General features: G+C 65.2%; 12 protein-coding genes and 1 tRNA gene. 7 read left to right on the top strand and 6 right to left on the bottom strand.

The features are described 5' to 3' along the window. Window positions 1-409 precede the first annotated feature (409 nt). Window positions 410-1,093, top strand: a complete 684-nt coding sequence (locus VJ923_RS08135; RefSeq protein ID WP_326440368.1) for an ABC transporter ATP-binding protein — start codon at window positions 410-412, stop codon at window positions 1,091-1,093. Next, entirely contained in the window at window positions 1,090-4,215 is a 3,126-nt protein-coding gene (locus VJ923_RS08140; RefSeq protein ID WP_326440370.1) for an ABC transporter permease, read from the top strand. The genes VJ923_RS08135 and VJ923_RS08140 overlap by 4 nt, the downstream gene beginning before the upstream one ends. Before the next feature lie 262 nt (window positions 4,216-4,477). On the opposite strand, the gene VJ923_RS08145 is transcribed toward VJ923_RS08140, so the two are convergent. From VJ923_RS08145 to VJ923_RS08170, 6 genes are all read right to left on the bottom strand, one after another. Beyond that, window positions 4,478-5,857 carry an MATE family efflux transporter gene (locus VJ923_RS08145; RefSeq protein ID WP_326440372.1) on the bottom strand — a complete coding sequence of 460 codons (1,380 nt, stop codon included), beginning with the start codon at window positions 5,855-5,857 and terminating at the stop codon, window positions 4,478-4,480. Between the two features lie 166 nt (window positions 5,858-6,023). Then, a complete protein-coding gene (locus VJ923_RS08150) occupies window positions 6,024-6,566 on the bottom strand; it encodes a MarR family winged helix-turn-helix transcriptional regulator (RefSeq protein WP_326440374.1) in 543 nt (180 codons plus the stop codon). 405 nt (window positions 6,567-6,971) lie between these two features. After that, window positions 6,972-7,691: an ABC-2 transporter permease gene (locus VJ923_RS08155; protein ID WP_326440376.1), complete on the bottom strand. Its 720-nt coding sequence runs from the start codon at window positions 7,689-7,691 to the stop codon at window positions 6,972-6,974. Continuing rightward, window positions 7,688-8,572: an ABC transporter ATP-binding protein gene (locus VJ923_RS08160; RefSeq protein WP_326440379.1), complete on the bottom strand. Its 885-nt coding sequence runs from the start codon at window positions 8,570-8,572 to the stop codon at window positions 7,688-7,690. The genes VJ923_RS08155 and VJ923_RS08160 overlap by 4 nt, the downstream gene beginning before the upstream one ends. Window positions 8,573-8,752: 180 nt before the next feature. Beyond that, window positions 8,753-9,127 carry a GntR family transcriptional regulator gene (locus VJ923_RS08165; protein WP_326440381.1) on the bottom strand — a complete coding sequence of 125 codons (375 nt, stop codon included), beginning with the start codon at window positions 9,125-9,127 and terminating at the stop codon, window positions 8,753-8,755. Window positions 9,128-9,323: 196 nt separating this feature from the next. After that, window positions 9,324-9,950: a DMT family transporter gene (locus VJ923_RS08170; RefSeq protein WP_326440383.1), complete on the bottom strand. Its 627-nt coding sequence runs from the start codon at window positions 9,948-9,950 to the stop codon at window positions 9,324-9,326. A 181-nt stretch (window positions 9,951-10,131) separates the two neighbouring features. Here VJ923_RS08170 and VJ923_RS08175 point away from each other — a divergent pair. The 5 genes from VJ923_RS08175 to VJ923_RS08195 all read left to right on the top strand — a co-directional run bounded on the left by VJ923_RS08175 (window position 10,132) and on the right by VJ923_RS08195 (window position 14,874). Further along, window positions 10,132-10,206 (top strand) — tRNA-Val (locus tag VJ923_RS08175). Window positions 10,207-10,485: 279 nt separating this feature from the next. Further along, on the top strand, window positions 10,486-11,292 hold the full coding sequence (gene cpaB / locus VJ923_RS08180; protein WP_326440385.1) for a Flp pilus assembly protein CpaB: 807 nt from the start codon (window positions 10,486-10,488) through the stop codon (window positions 11,290-11,292). Continuing rightward, a complete protein-coding gene (locus tag VJ923_RS08185; protein ID WP_326440387.1) occupies window positions 11,289-12,581 on the top strand; it encodes an AAA family ATPase in 1,293 nt (430 codons plus the stop codon). Before cpaB ends, VJ923_RS08185 begins: the two co-directional genes overlap by 4 nt. An 11-nt stretch (window positions 12,582-12,592) precedes the next feature. Continuing rightward, window positions 12,593-13,924, top strand: coding sequence for a CpaF family protein (locus VJ923_RS08190; RefSeq protein WP_326440389.1), 1,332 nt, complete (start codon window positions 12,593-12,595; stop codon window positions 13,922-13,924). 173 nt (window positions 13,925-14,097) lie between these two features. Beyond that, window positions 14,098-14,874, top strand: coding sequence for a type II secretion system F family protein (locus VJ923_RS08195; RefSeq protein WP_326440391.1), 777 nt, complete (start codon window positions 14,098-14,100; stop codon window positions 14,872-14,874). Window positions 14,875-15,062 lie beyond the last annotated feature (188 nt).

Below are 15,062 nucleotides of genomic sequence, written 5' to 3' on the forward strand. Positions count from 1 at the left end.
TTGCAGCGGCGGCTACCTCGTTTTGCAAGTTTTCAGCTTGCCGAAGTAGCCGTTCTTCCGGTTTAACGGGGGCGGCTACTTCACTTTCGGAGACGCGCCGTCAGATCAGCAACCGCTATCACAACCAAGATGAGCGTGAGCAATTCCATCCAAGTAACCATGGCATACCTCCTGAGGATCATGAGATAGCCATACCACCCAGTGCGTTGATTATAACATAATTTACCTGGTTTAAGAAAACAAATGTACGCTTGATGTATCAAGCGATGTCGCATAAAGGCCCTTCTCGTTCTTAACGTGAAGGGCCTTTTGCATTACGCTATCGTAATGGGCGCGTTAGGGGTGAGCAAGAAGGCTTGCCCATACTTGTTCCGTAGATTGGGAAACCAGGAGAAGAAAGGCATCTGGCATGGACATCTTGACGGTCAGCCACTTGACGAAGATCTACGGAGAGGGTGAGGCGGCCACGCGCGCTTTGGACGACGTGTCGTTTTCCGTGGCCGAGGGCGAGTTCGTGGCCATCGTGGGCTCGTCGGGCTCGGGCAAATCGACGCTTCTGCACCTCATCGGCGGGGTGGACCGCCCCACGTCGGGACACGTGCTCTTAAACGGTGCCGATGTGTACGCGCGAAGCGATGAGGAGCTGGCGGTGTTCCGCCGCCGCGAGGTGGGGCTGGTGTATCAGTTCTACAATCTGGTGCCGGTGCTGAACGTGGTGGAGAACATGACGCTGCCCGTGGCCTTGGACGGCCGCGTGGTGAACGAGGACCGCCTCGCGAGCTTGGTGGGACGCCTGGGGCTTGCCGGCCGCGAGGGGCATCTGCCGAGCCAGCTTTCCGGCGGCCAGCAGCAGCGCGTGGCCATCGGGCGCGCGCTCATGAACGCGCCGGCGGTGGTGCTGGCCGACGAGCCCACGGGCAACCTGGATACGCGCAACAGCGGCGAGATCATGCAGCTTCTGCGCGATTCCAACCGCGAGTTCGGCCAGACCATGATCGTCATCACCCACGACGAGGAGATTGCGCTGGCGGCCGATCGCATCATCGCCGTGGAGGACGGCCGCATCGTGCGCGACGAGAGGATCCGCCGATGAACGCCATGGCCAACTTCACGGTGAAATCGCTGCGCGCCAACCGGGTGCGCACGCTGGTGACCATCGCGGGCGTGGCCCTGGCCGCCGCCCTGCTCACGGCGGTGCTCACCACCTATGCCTCGCTGAACGACTTCCTCTACCGCATGGAAGCCGAGCAGTCGGGCACGTGGATGGCCTGCGTGGAAGCGCCGGGTGGTGCCGCCACGCAGGAGCGGATCGATGCCGCGGCGGCCGACCCGTTGGTGGAGGCCGTAGCCACGCTGCGCGATGTGGGCTTCGGGCGCCTGACGCCCGAGCAGCAAAACGTGCTGGGCGCCTACGTGCCCGTGCGCGCGGCTACCGGCGACGTGAGCGCCATCTGCGGCATCCGGCCGAGCGAGGGGCGGCTGCCCGAGAACGAAAACGAGGTCATGCTGTTCGCCGCCTGGCAGAGCTATGAGAACCTGGAGCTGGGCGACGAGATCACCTTGGAGGTGGGCCGGCGCGTGGCACGGCTCGCCCCCGGCGAGGAGGGCGAGCAGGTCCACGGCGAGAAGGAGCTCGGCTGGGGCGTGAACGACGGTGAGGGCGTGGAGAGCGTCATCGAAGACGGCACGCCGCTCGACTCGTCCATGGGCGTCTTCGACGCGGCCTCCGACGGCGGCAAGTTCAACGAGGAGCTGGTGGATACCGGAAAGCGCACCTTCACGGTGGTGGGCTTCTACGACAGGGTCGGCTACGCGCTGTCCACCGGTGCGGGCATGACGGCGCTCACCGGCCCCGGGGCCGCCAGCGAGGATGCCTTCGCCAATGTGTACCTCACGCTGAGCGACGTCGCGAGCGCCCAGGACGTGTCAGCGCAGGCCGAGGCGCTGTTTTCCGACGACCACATCGTGCTGCACACCTCCATGCTGCGCTACATGGGCATCTCCGACGGCGCGTCGCTGTGGTCCACGTTCTACGGCATCGTGGCGGTGCTGGCGGGCGTTATCGTGGTGGCCTGCGTGTCGCTCATCTTCAACGCCTTCAACATCTCGGTGGCCGAGCGCATCAAGCAGTTCGGCCTGCTGTCGTCGGTGGGCGCCTCGCGCCGGCAGCTGCGCCGCGCGGTGGTGCTGGAAGGGGCCCTGGTGGCGCTCGTGGGCATTCCGCTGGGACTGCTCGTCGGCCTGGGCGGCTGTGCGGTCACCTTCGCCTTCATCGGCCCCATGATCGCCACGCTGTCGGGCGCCGAGGACGTGCCCTTTACCCTGGCGGTGAACGGGGTGGTGCTGGCCTTGGCGGCGGCGCTCACCTTCGTGACGGTGCTCGTGTCGGTGTGGATTCCTGCGAAGCGCGCGAGCCGCACGAACATCATCGACTCGCTGCGGGCCCAGGGCGCAACCCGCGTCTCGAAGCGCGGCGAGAAGGCGGCGGCGCGGGCGGCGGCCGGATGCCGGCTGTGGCAGTCGCGCGGGGTGTCCGGGCGCCTGTTCGGCATCGGCGGCACGCTGGCGCGCATCAACCGCAAGCGGGGCACGGGGAAGGGCCGGGCGGCATCGGTGTCGCTGGCGCTGGCCATCGTGCTGCTCATGACGGCGGGCTCCCTGAACGTGTTTCTGGGCACGCTGACCGACGTGGTGAGCGGGGGCGGCGAGACGGCCGGCCAGGTGTCGGTGACGACCCAGCTCATGGCCGTGACCCACGGCGAGGCCGACGGGGTGCCGGAAGGCTCCGCGGGTGAGGGCGCGGTCGAAGGCGACGGCGGGACTGCGGCCGATGGGGCTGCCGCCGAGGTGCCGGGCGCGGAAGGCGCTGCGACGGGCACGGCGCGTGTGGAAGGCGCTGCCGATGGGGCCGACGCGATCGCCGATGACGCGGCGCCCACCACGCCCGAGGCCCTGCTGGCCGAGGACAATGCGCGCCTTGCCGACGAGGCCGCCGTGTTCGCGGAGGCCTTCGACACCTTAGGTGCGCTTCCGAACGCGAGCCCGATGGGCTGGAAGCTCTCAGGCGATGCGAACGTGGTGCTTCCCGCCTCCATGGTGGGGGAGGCCTTCACGAATGAGGACGGCCTGATGGGCGGCGTGATGGCCGACGGGCGCTACGGCACCGTGGCCTCCCTGGTCTATTTGGACGATGCCTCCTTCGACGCCTATGCGCGCGAGGCGGGGCTTGATCCCGCCGATTTCCGCGACCCGGTGCACCTGCGCGCCATCGCGCTCGGCCGGGGCTACGGCAACAACGGCTCCCTCTACCAGCTGCTCGACGTGCTGCGCGAGCCGGGCGTGGTGGACGTCATCGCGACGGCCACCTATCAGGGAAAACCTGTGGCCGGCTTTGGCATGAGCGCGGAGCTTGGCGCCGATGACTCGCTGCAGTTCGCCTTCGTGCCCTATGCCCCCGCAGGTTCGGATGACACCCTCTCGAGCCTGACCATGGCCGACGTGGAGGTGCAGACGGTCTCGCTCGAGGTGGCCGCCGTGGTGGACGAGACGCCCCCGGTGGTGGGCGGACCCGGAGCCGGCCTGCAGCTCATCGTGCCCATGTCTGTGGCCGCCTACCAGGGGTTCGGCAACACCGATCCGGTGTTCTACAGCTACTTCGACCCGACCGATGGCGACCATGTCGCCCTGGCCGAGGAGTTGTCGAGCGCGGGCGGCGAGTACTTCCACGATGTGGAGGGCTACGAGCCCACGTTCTACTCGTACAACGATTTCATCGCCGAGCAGGACTCCACCCAGATGCTCGCGATGGTGGTGAACGTGTTCTGCCTGCTGTTCACCGTCATCCTGGCGCTCATCGCCATGGCGAACGTGTTCAACACGGTGACGAACGGCCTCATCCTGCGCCGCCGCGAGTTCGCGGTCATGCGCTCGGTGGGCCTTTCGAACCGCCAGTTCCGCCGCATGATAGCCGAGGAGTGCATGAGCTTCGGCATTGCCGGCCTGGTGCCGGGGCTGCTCATCTCGGCGCTGGTGGCGTGGCTTCTGTGGGCCGTGGTGACCCAGTCGATGAGCGGTTTGGGCTTCACGCTGCCCTGGGGCTACGTGGCGCTGGCTGTGGGGCTCACGGCGGCGGCCATGGGCATCTCGGTGGCCTACGGCATGCACCGCTGCCGCGCCGACAGCGTGGTGGAGGCCCTGCGCGCCGACGCCGTGTAGGGGCCTGCGGCGCCTCTTTGTCGGTCGGAGATGCGGAATCTTTCCGGATGCTCTGCCGGGGAGGAAACCCGCGGGCGTTCTGGCGAGGAAGAAACCCGTAGGGGACGGCTTCAGCCGTCCCCTTTCCTGCTCCCGGTAACGGACGGCGCCAGGGCCGAAGGCCAGCTAAAGCTGGCCCCTACAAAGAAATGGCGCGTTGCCCGGTTGCGGTTCGGTCGCCTCGCTCCCTTGCTCTTTGCGGTTCTAGCGCCGCATCGGCTTCTTACGCCTTCGCCTCCAGCTTGGCCTGGGCCTTGGGGCTCAGGCCGCGCTTGCGGTAGCCGTAGCGGCCCGAGAGCGCGATCATGAACGTGGCGGCCACCAGGCACGTGAGGGCGTCGCCCACGGTCACCGACAGCCAGATGCCGTCGATGCCGAAGATCATCGGCAGCACGATGACGGCCGCCACCTGGAATACTAGCGTGCGCAGGAACGAGATGAGCGCCGAGACGAGGCCGTTATTCAGCGCCGTGAAGAACGCCGAGGCGTACATGGCAAATCCCATGAACAAAAAGCACAGCGCGTAGGTGCGGTAGGCCTTGGTGGTCAGCTCCAGCAGGTCGGCGTCGTAGCTGACGAAGATGGCCGACAAGGGCGCGGCCAGCTCTTGCCCCAGCAGGAACATCACCACGCTGGCCACGCCGATCAGCCCCAGGCTCTTCCACAGAAGCGACCGCATCTCGGTGTGGTTGCCGGCGCCATACTGGAAGCTCATGAGCGGTGACGTGCCCACGGCATAGCCCATGAACACCGCCGAGAAAATCATCACCGTGTACATGATGACGCCGTAGGCCGCCACGCCGTCCTCGCCGATGAACCGCAGCAGCTGCCAGTTGTACAGGATGCCCACGAGACTCATGGCGATGTTGGTGACCATCTCCGACGAGCCGTTCGCGCAGGCCTTCCCGATGACGGGCCAGCGCAGGTGCGGGCGCACGAAGTACAGGTGGGTGGAGCGCTTGCGCGCGAAGTACACGAGCGGGATGCCGCCGCCGATGAGCTCGCCGATGTTAGTGGCCAGCGCCGCGCCCACGAGCCCCCAGCCGAACACGCCCACGAACAGGAAGTCCAGCAGGATGTTCGCCATGCCGGCCACCACGATGACGAGAAAGCCGTACTTCGGCTTGCCCGCGGTGACGAAGAAGCTCTGGAAGGCGTACTGCAGGATGAAGAAGGGCAGCGAGATCATCATCATGCGCCCGTAGAGCGTGGCGTCCTTCGCCATCTGTCCGGTGGCGCCGAGCAGGCCTGCGGTGGGCTCCATGAAAAACCAGCCGCCTATGGCCAGCACCGAGCCGACCACGAAGGCGAAGATGACGAGCAGCGAGAAATGGCGCCGGGCGCGTCCACGGTTGCCCTCGCCGAGGGTCTTGGCCACCAGCGCGCTGCCGCCGGTGCCGATCATCATGCCCACCGATGCCAAGATCATGACGGCGGGAAAGATCAGATTCACGGCCGCGAGCGCCGTCTTGCCGGCGTAGTTCGACACGAAGAAGCCGTCCACGATGGTATAGCACGACGTGAAGATCATCATGGCGATGGTGGGCAGGGTGAAGCGCAGAAGCGCGCTCGTGGAGAAATGCTTGGACATATCGACTGACATGGGAAAACCTTTCGGATGGTACTGATGGTGCTTGAAGGGCTCTGAAGGTCTGCGAGGTGCGCAGAGGCGCCGGGGCCGGCTGCGTAGGTTGCGCCCCGCGGGCCAGGCGGTCGTGCGGGGCGGGGCGCGAGGCGCAGGACGCTTCGCCCGTTGCCGCGCGGTGCCGCTAGCGGAAGGTGAGGGCCGACAGGCGCGCGTCCAGGGCGTCGATGTAGCGCGCCATGGCCTCGGTGAGCCGGAGCTGCTCCTCGTCGGTGAAGATGTCCACGGCCTCCTTCTCGGCTTCCAGCACGGCGCGGATGTGCTCCCCGTACTCCTCGCGGCCGCGGTCGGTGAGGTAGGCGCGCATGGTGCGGGGACTGTCGCCGCGCAAGGTGATGAGGCCCTTGGCTTGCAGGCGCTTCACCGAGGAGTGCACCGTCTGCTTCGAAGAGAACCCGCGCTCGCAGAGCTGCTTTTGGGTAAGGCCGTCCTCGTCGAGGAGCGCGTACAGGATGTCGAAGGCGCAGTCGGCGAGCCCCATGCGCCAGGCGGTCTGGCGGTACAGCTCGTCGGTGCGCCGGTAGAAGTCGTCGATGGCGCGGATGGTGTCCATGGTGCGGGCGTGTTTGGCGGCGTCGTTGGCGCCTGCTGGTGCGGTGGCGCATGCGGGTGCGTCGCTGCGGCAAGGGGCCGGGGCGGTGCGGGCGACGTCTGGCGTGGTGCTCATGGGTTCCCCAAATAATGGTCTGATTTCGGACTAACGAGTACGTTAGTATAGTCCGAAATCAGACTAACGCAAGGGGTTCACAAGGTTTCCAAGGCTCCGTGACGGGAATTTCCGATTTTGCGCAGAGAAATGTGCGATTGTGCGAGTTTCAGGCTCGCACAATCGCACATTTCTCTGCACGTAGCCCCGAAAATGGGGGTTTGGACTCGCACAATCGCACTTTTTCTTGCATAAGACTCTCGAAAGAGGGTTTCGGCTCTCCCAATAATGTGATTTGCCGCAGCGAAGCGGTTTTTTCGCGCGAGAGCATAGCGCATTCTCGCCCGGTGCCTCGCGAAGATGAGCGGAAGGCCCTTCGGACGCGAAGGGCCTTCCAGCGAATGGGCGGTTGGAAGCGGGTAGGCGCTAGAACGCGCGCTGCTCGTAGAGCTTCACGGCCACGAATGCGCTTGCGGCGTAGACGGCCAGTGCCCCGGCCACAACGCCCGCGACCAGCGCTGCCACTGCGCCCCACGAGCCATCCGCCAGCCAGGTGTTCAGGTTGGTCACCAAATCGAGGGCCGGAATGCTCTCTCCGAACAGCCCGACGCCCACGGCCAAAACGAGCACCACGACAAGTGGCGCGAACCGGGTTGCCTTCGTCATGCCGAACCGCGCGATGAGCGGAAGCGCCACTGACGCGCCCATCAAGATGACGAGCGCGGCCGCAAGGGCGCTCGCGGCGATGGCGGCCGGCGGGTTCGCGTCCAGGGCCAGCCCCGCGAGGGGCGCGTCTGGCTGGCCGCCGGCGATGGCGCTGGCAACGGCGGCCACGGCAAGCCCAAGCAAAATGGCCACGACGGTAGTGGCCAGCACCACCAGAAGCACGCTGGCGTAGCGGCCGAGCACCACCTGACGGCGGCTTACGGGTAGGGTGAGGCGGAAGCGCTCCCAACCGTTCTGCTCGTCCATGCCGGCGATGGTGAACAGGTACATGAAGGGCACCATGGCCGCAACGGCGGCGATGCCGCCCACGGTGGTGTCCATGGCGTAGCACATCACCAGGCCCACGAAGACGCAGATGCTGAGCATCTGCAGCAGCATACTGCGGGCGACGAGCAGATCGGAGAGCATCATGGTCTTCATCGGGATTCCCCTTTCAGGGTGAGGGTCATGTAGTCTTCAATGGTGGCTGCGTCCACGGGGATATCGGGGAAGGCGCGGGCGAAGGCGAAGCGGTCGGGCACGAGCAGGTTGCAGCCGAAGCCGTGGCGCTCGATGCGGATGGCATCGGCGCTCAGGAAGTCCGCGGCCAGCACCGCTTCCAATTCGGCGGTGCGGCAGCGGGCCACGCCGGCCTCGTCGGTGATGGCGTCCTTCGGCAGCGAGAACACCACGCGCCCCGCATCCAGGCAGATCACCTCGTCGGCGATTTTCTCCAGGTCGGAGGTGATATGGGTGGACATGAAAATGCCGCGCTCTCCCTCGGCCATGAACTCGCGCAGAAGCTCGAGCACGTCCTCGCGGGCGAGCGGGTCCAGCCCCGCCGTGGCCTCGTCCAGGATCAGCAGCTCGGGGTGGTGGGCCAGGGCGAAGGCCAGTGTGAGCTTCATGCCCATGCCGCGCGACAGCTCGGACACCTTCTTCTTTGGAGCAAGCTCGAAGCGCTCGGTCAGCGCGGCGAAACGGGCACTGTCCCAGCTGGCGTAGGCGGCGCGCCCGATGGAGCCCACCGCCTTCACCGTGCAGGTGCCGGGGAAGGCGCAGGTGTCCAGCACCACGCCGATGCGCGCCTTCAATGCGTCCAGCGCGGACGCGCCCGGGCGAACCTCCTCGCCGAACAGGCGCACCGTGCCCGTATCGGCGCCGATGAGGCCGAGAGCCGCCTTCAGGGTGGTGGTCTTGCCGGCGCCGTTCGAGCCGATGAACCCGACGACGCTGCCCGGCTCCACGGCCAGGTTCACGTCGGCGAGCATGAACCCGTCGTAGCGCTTGCCCAGGTTGTCTATTTCTATTAAGTTGGTCATATTCGTTCCTCACTTGCTCTCTTGCCGGGCCTCCCGTGGGAGCGGGCTTTAGCCCGCCCGCTCGCCCCGGCGTCGTCCCGCTCGCCCGGCATCGTCCCGTAGGGGCGGGCTTCAGTCCGCCCGCTCGGCTTCCGATTCGCGAGTAGGTCAAAACCCGTCCCGCGAAAGCTCGCGTACCGGCTATTCCTCTTCCAGCAGCACGTCCAGCATGGCGTGCAGGTCGGCGGCTCCAATGCCCGCGCCGGCCGCCTCGGACACGGCGCGGGCGAGGTGCCCCTCCACCTGGCGCAGGCGCTCCTCGCGGAGAAGCTCCAGGTTGCCGCCGGCCACGAACGACCCCTTGCCCTGCACCGTGTCGATGAATCCGGCCTCCTCCAGCTCGGCGTAGGCGCGCTTGGTGGTGATAACGCTGATGCGCAGGTCATTCGCCAGGGCGCGGATGGAGGGAAGGGGGTCGCCCTCGGCCAGGTCGCCGGCCATGATGGCCGCCTTCACCTGGCGCGCAATCTGCTCGTAGATGGGCTCGCTGCTTCCGTTTGCGATGATGATGTCCAAGGTGCCTCTTTCTTGAGGGCGCGCCACCTTGCCGGCCGCCTCGGATGGTTACCCCAAGATGGCCGGCCAGGCGCGCGCTCTGGTCGGCTTCCGCGGAAAGGGCGTCCCCCGCTCCGTGAAAGCGCGAATAGTGTATATACCCTACATGCACAGTATATACACACCTATACACACTCGTCAAGCGGAATGAGGAAGATTAGCGATTGGAAATGACGAGGCCGGCGATGGTGAGGACGAGGCCAGCGGCGATGGTGGCAGTGAAAGGCTCGCCGAGGATAATGACCGAAGTGGCGGCTGTGATGGCGGGCACGAGGTAAATATAGGTGCTCGTGGTAACAGGCCCCAGGTGCTTCACGGCGAATCCCCAGGTAGCAAAGCAGGCAGCCGAGGCGACGAGGCCCAAGAATAAAAGATTGCCGGCATTGACAGGGCTGGCGAGGGCGGAGATGTCGGGAAGCGCGCCGCCGAAGGGGATCATGGGCATCATGAACAGCAGGCCCCAGCCGAAAATGCGCTTGGTTGAGGCGAGGGTCTCGTAGCCGGCGCCCGCGATGCGGTCCACCGTGGTAGAGTACGCGGCCCACACGCAGGCGGCTCCGAGCGCAAGGCCGCAGCCGATGAGGTTGGACGTCGTATCGGCACCCGCGGAACCCCCGCTGGCGAGGCTCACGACGGCGACGCCGCTCATAGCCAGCATGAAACCGAGCGCGAACCGGATGAACAGAATGTGCATCGGCGAGAAATCGACGAGCAGCACCTTGGTGGAAACGAACGTGATGCCCCACGCGAAAACGGTGAAGGCCGCAAGCAGATGAGCCTTCATCGGCGCACCTCGCTCAGGGATTGCTTGTTGTTTCGCGGTTCAGCCATAACGGTCCCATGGTAACGCTTTGCGAAGGAGCGTCTTGTCGGAAATTGCAGGGTTCACTTTTGCTCATGGTTGCTCGATGGGGAGGTTTGTGGCACAATACCGCCTTGCGCGACAGAGGCTCGCGCTTGCACAGGGTCGCGTGGCGCAGCGGGAGCGCAGGTGCCTTACAAGCACAAGGTCGGGGGTTCAAATCCCTCCGCGACCACCATAGTCATAACAAGAAAAACCCCAGTTCATACGGGGTTTTCTTTTTGATAATCTGCTATATCTAGCTATATTTTTGGCAGACTTTGGCAGACGAATGCCCAGTGAAGCGCGCCTGCAGAAATTTCATTTTGTCGCATGAGTGAGAATTGCGGGAGAGCGTCTTGCGTGTTTCCCGTGACGGTCCTGCGGATTGCGGGAGGTGCGAAACGGGAAATCCCCGCGTCATTTTTGCGACTCTGCGCTTGCATGATTGCCTTGTATCCGAAAGGCAGGAGATGCAATGGCGATCAACAAGACGAAATGGGGAGCGGCGGCCTGCGGACTGTGCTGCGCCCTGTGCGTGGCGCTCTATTTGGGCAGTGTGCGCGGAGAAGTGGACGCCGCCCGCGCCGAGGCCCTTGAGCGCTACGGGGGCGATCAGATTGAAGTGTGCGTGGCCAAAAGAGATTTGGCGGCCGGCGAGGTTGTGGACGCCTCGTCTTTGGCTACGAAAATGTGGGTAGCAGACCTTTTGCCAGATGGAGCGGTGACTGACGCTTCGCAGATTGTCGGGCAGCGCTTGGGATCGAGCATCATCAAGGGAGAGGTCATTTGCGCCCGCCGTATGGAGGCGAGCGATTCCTCCCTGAGCGTGCCCGAGGGCATGGCGGCCATCAGCGTGCCGGCCCAGGCTATTCAGGCCGTGGGCGGGTCGATAGAGCCCGGCATGGAGGTAGACGTGTATGCGACGGGTCCGGTTTCCACGACGAAGCTCGTAAGCGCCGCGCTTGTTTTGGCGTCCAGCGCGACTTCCGAGAGCGGCGCCACGGTCGATTGGATCACGTTGGCCGTGGCGCCCGAGCGCGTGCAGGAGGTGGTGGCTGCGGCGCAGAATCTCGAGCTGTATTTCGCGCTTCCCGCCGTGAGCGTCGAGGGCTCGGCGGATGCCAGCGAGGCTACCGCCGGCGAGCAGGGGCAAGAGACGACTGTGGAGGAGGATCAGGCGGTCCAGCAGGACCCTTCAGGTGATGCGTCGGCGACGTCCGCGCCAGGCGTCATTGAAGAGCCCGGCCGCACGGCGGGCCCGGGAGAGGCGGTGGCGTCGTGACGAACAGGGGATACGTGATGCTCTGCAGCTGCAATCCCGAGGTGCTGCCGGCAGGCGATGTAACGGGAGGCTTCCCCTCGGCAATAGAAGGGCTTGCGGTGGAAGTGTGCGCCGAGGCGGCCTCGGTGCGAGAGAGGGCGGCAGACGATGACCTCAAGGCATTGTGGGTGGAATCTTGCGAAGGCATCGAGCCTATCAATCTCGCTGCTGCCTGCAAAAGTGACCATCCTGCCACAGAGGTGTTTCTCGTGGCCGCAGATCGCACGGGGTCGGTTGTTTCCCGGGCTAACGCGGCGCATCTAGATGGGATCGTTCATCCGTCAGATTTGTGCGACCGTCTGCGCGAAGCGGCGCTGCGCTTTGCGGGAGATGAGAAATGCGGCCATCGAGAGGAAAGGGCGCCTGCTCTGACCGAGACGCCATCCGACAGGGGCGACAAGGCGCGATCGGGCTTTCTTCTGACGGTGGTGAGCGGCAGCGGAGGTGCGGGCAAGAGCACTGTAGCAGTGCTTGCGGCCTTGGCGGGCGCCCGTCGTGGAGTGAGAGCGGCCCTTCTCGATGCCGACCTACAGTTTGGGGACCTTGGCGATCGGGCGGGATTTTGCCCGGCGCTTTCGATCGAGGAGGTGGTTGCGAAGCAAGCGGTGCCCGAGGAGGTTGGCGAGGCGCCCCTCGCGCTGCTCAGGGCGCCTCGAGCGTTGGAGCGGTCCGAGGCGATTTCGGAATCGCTGGGCGCGTTGGTTGAGCTTGTGTGCCAGGCTTTTGATTTTGTTGTCGTGAACACCGGCGGCAGCTGGGGCGAGCAGCATCTTCAGCTGCTCGAGCGCAGTGCAGCGACCCTCTTTTTGGTTGACCAGCGGGCCTCGTCGGTTCGCGCATGCCGTCACGCGCTCGATTTGTGCCTGCGCTGCGGTATCGCAACCAGCTCGTTCCTCCTGGCCGTGAACCGATGCACGCGCCATGCTCCCTTCACGTCCATCGACGTGTCGAGCGCCCTCGACGGGGCGCACGTGGTGGAGCTTGCCGATGGCGGGCGCGAGGTGGAGGAGCTGCTGGGGTCAGGCTTGGCTCATGATTTAGCGGACGAGGCGAATCCTTTGTACGCGAGCATTGAGAGGATGCTCGACGAGCTGCTTTTTCTACCTCATCAAGAGGCGGAAGGCGGCGTGCAGGTCTCCCTCGGGCGCATCGGGCTTAAGGCGAGGACAGAGGGCGCGGGCTCCAAGCGCGCTAAGCGCAAGGGCCGGTTGTCTCGTCGCGACCGCGTTTTGGCCGTCAAAGCTCGCTAGGGAGGTGCTCTATGTCGCTTCTCGAACGTGTGCGGGTCGCGGAGGGCGCCCGCGAACAAATCGACAAGGAACGTACGGCGCTGGGGATTGAGTCTCTTCGGTCGGCGGTAGGGGAGCTCATTCCCCTCGACAGGATAGCGCTTATCGCCGGGGACAATCCGGAACGTGCGCGCAATGAAATACGGGCCGCCTGCCGGCGCCTCTCGACGCGCGAGCCATGGAGATCCTTGGAAGCTGCGGTGTTCCGCGATTTGGTCGAGGGACTCATCAGCACGGTGTTCGGCTTGGGCCCTTTGGAGGATTTCATTGCCGACGAGTCGGTGACGGAGATCATGGTCAATGGCACCGCCAGCGTCTACATCGAGCGCGATGGACGTTTGACCCCGGCCGATGTGAGCTTTGAAAGCGATGAGCAGGTGCGTGCCCTCATCGATCGCATCTTGGGTCCTTTGGGCCGGCGCATCGACGAGTCCTCTCCTATGGTAAGTGCCCGCTTGCCCCAAGGCCATCGCGTGAATGCGGTGCTTCCTCCTTTGGCGGTCGATGGGCCCCTGCTCACCATTCGCTCGTTCACGCGCCGCGTAATGTCGCTCAGCGAGCTGCGAGCTCGGGGCTCCTTTGACGAGACGGTGGAGCGGTTTCTCGTGTGGGCTGTCGCCGCCCGAAAATCTGTGGCGGTGTGCGGGGGCACGGGTAGCGGCAAGACGACGCTGCTGAACGCCCTGTCCTGCCATATCTCCCCCAAGGAGCGCATCATCACCATCGAGGACGCTGCCGAGCTCAAGTTCAACGAGCATCCCCATGTGGTGCGCCTGGAGGCCAGGCCGGCAAACGCCGAGGGTACCGGCGAGGTGACTATTCGCGAGCTCGTCGTGAATGCCCTGCGCATGAGACCCGACCGCATCATCGTTGGAGAGTGCCGCTCCGATGAGGCTGTGGACATGCTGCAGGCCATGAATACGGGTCACGACGGCTCGCTGACGACCCTGCATGCGAACTCGCCTCAAGAGGCGGTAGAGCGCCTTGTGACCATGGTGCGTTTCGCCGTGGAGTTGCCGCTCGACGCCATCGAGGCACAAATTGGAAACGCCTTCGATCTGATTGTGCAGACGGCACGTTGCCCCGATGGCACGCGCTGCATAGCCGAAATCGCCGAGGTGGCCTTCGATCGGAGGGATCGCCGCTGCGTCATCGGGACGATTTATAGACGCGACCTGGGCCAAAAGCGAGGCCTGTGGCTCGATTACCCGAGCTGGATTGACGGGCTTGTCGCTCGAGGACTAGCGGAAAAGAAGGAGGTGAGAGCATGGATACGGTCTTTGGACTTGCGATTGTCGGCGTAGCATCGTCCGGCGGGGCGGGCTATCTCGCCGCGAAGTTCCTAAATGGCAGACGAGTTCGCGCCCGTCGGATTCGGTCCCTGGTCGACAAGGGCAGTGCGGCTGCGTCCCTTCCTTGGCTCGCGTGGCGCCTTCGCCGCGGCGTCAGGGTTTTTCAACCTGCGGTCGAAGCCCTTATGCGGCGTCCCGCTGTGCGGCGCTATGCCCTCTGGGCCCAGCTGTCGCTGGAGCAGCGAGGGATAGGAACATCGCCCGATGCGCTGATTTCTCTGGTTCTGGCGGCGCTGGTGACCGTCGCGGTGCTCGGTTGTCTCATCGTCGGGTCGCCGGTGTTCGGCGCAGCTGTGGCCGGGTGCGCTCTGGTGGTGCTTTGCGCTGCCGTGAGAAGCGATGTGGAGCGCCGCGAGGCGGCCTTGAGAGACGAGATTCCCGATGCCCTGCGCTCCTTGGGCGTGTGCTTCAAGGCGGGTCTGTCTCTCGCGCAAACGCTTCGACAGACGGCCTCGGAGATGAAAGGGCCGCTCGGCGGTCTTTTTCTCTCGTCGGCTCTTGTGCTCGATGCGGGAGGTACGACCTCCGAGTCGCTCGCATTGTTCCGCCAGCGGACCGACGTGCCCGAGCTGGCCTTTGTGGCTGTGGCGCTTAACGTGCAGCATCGTAGCGGTGGCAGTCTTTCCGCTGTGCTCGATGCGGCGCGCCAGTCGGTGGAAAGCGAGATCGAGCTTGCGCGCTCCCTCAAGGTGCAGACGGCCCAGGCCCAGCTCTCGGCCCGCATCGTCACGGCGATGCCCTTCGTGCTCATCGCCTTGTTCTCGCTGCTAAGCCCCGGCTTCCTCTCGCCGTTTTTCGAGAGCGTGGCGGGCATGGCGCTGCTCGGAGCGGCGCTGCTCATGCAGGCCGCCGGCGTGGTCATCGTTCATCGCATGCTCGATGTCGGCGGGAGGCGATCGTGATGGGGGCGTCTTGGATGGAGGGCGTTGCGGCGGTGCTCTCGCTTGCCTTCTCTGCTGGCCTTGGCGCCTTTGCATGGGGCGTTTACGCCTCTTGGCGGCGGCGTCTGCGTCACCGTGCCGTCGTGGCGGAAAACGTTGCGGCGTCGCCGGAGGGGCGCTTCGGGAAATGCGAGGACAAAAGGCTCGAC

Origin of the sequence: Adlercreutzia shanghongiae (assembly GCF_035830635.1) — a bacterium.
GTDB lineage: Bacteria > Actinomycetota > Coriobacteriia > Coriobacteriales > Eggerthellaceae > Adlercreutzia > Adlercreutzia shanghongiae.

Excerpts from the sequence above, each read along its gene's own strand:
- VJ923_RS08135 (WP_326440368.1), top strand. The coding sequence starts at position 410 with ATGGACATCTTGACGGTCAGCCACTTGACGAAGATCTACGGAGAGGGT.
- VJ923_RS08140 (WP_326440370.1), top strand. The coding sequence starts at position 1,090 with ATGAACGCCATGGCCAACTTCACGGTGAAATCGCTGCGCGCCAACCGG.
- VJ923_RS08145 (WP_326440372.1), bottom strand. The coding sequence starts at position 5,857 with ATGTCAGTCGATATGTCCAAGCATTTCTCCACGAGCGCGCTTCTGCGC.
- VJ923_RS08150 (WP_326440374.1), bottom strand. The coding sequence starts at position 6,566 with ATGAGCACCACGCCAGACGTCGCCCGCACCGCCCCGGCCCCTTGCCGC.
- VJ923_RS08155 (WP_326440376.1), bottom strand. The coding sequence starts at position 7,691 with ATGAAGACCATGATGCTCTCCGATCTGCTCGTCGCCCGCAGTATGCTG.
- VJ923_RS08160 (WP_326440379.1), bottom strand. The coding sequence starts at position 8,572 with ATGACCAACTTAATAGAAATAGACAACCTGGGCAAGCGCTACGACGGG.
- VJ923_RS08170 (WP_326440383.1), bottom strand. The coding sequence starts at position 9,950 with ATGAAGGCTCATCTGCTTGCGGCCTTCACCGTTTTCGCGTGGGGCATC.
- cpaB (WP_326440385.1), top strand. The coding sequence starts at position 10,486 with ATGGCGATCAACAAGACGAAATGGGGAGCGGCGGCCTGCGGACTGTGC.
- VJ923_RS08190 (WP_326440389.1), top strand. The coding sequence starts at position 12,593 with ATGTCGCTTCTCGAACGTGTGCGGGTCGCGGAGGGCGCCCGCGAACAA.
- VJ923_RS08195 (WP_326440391.1), top strand. The coding sequence starts at position 14,098 with ATGCGGCGTCCCGCTGTGCGGCGCTATGCCCTCTGGGCCCAGCTGTCG.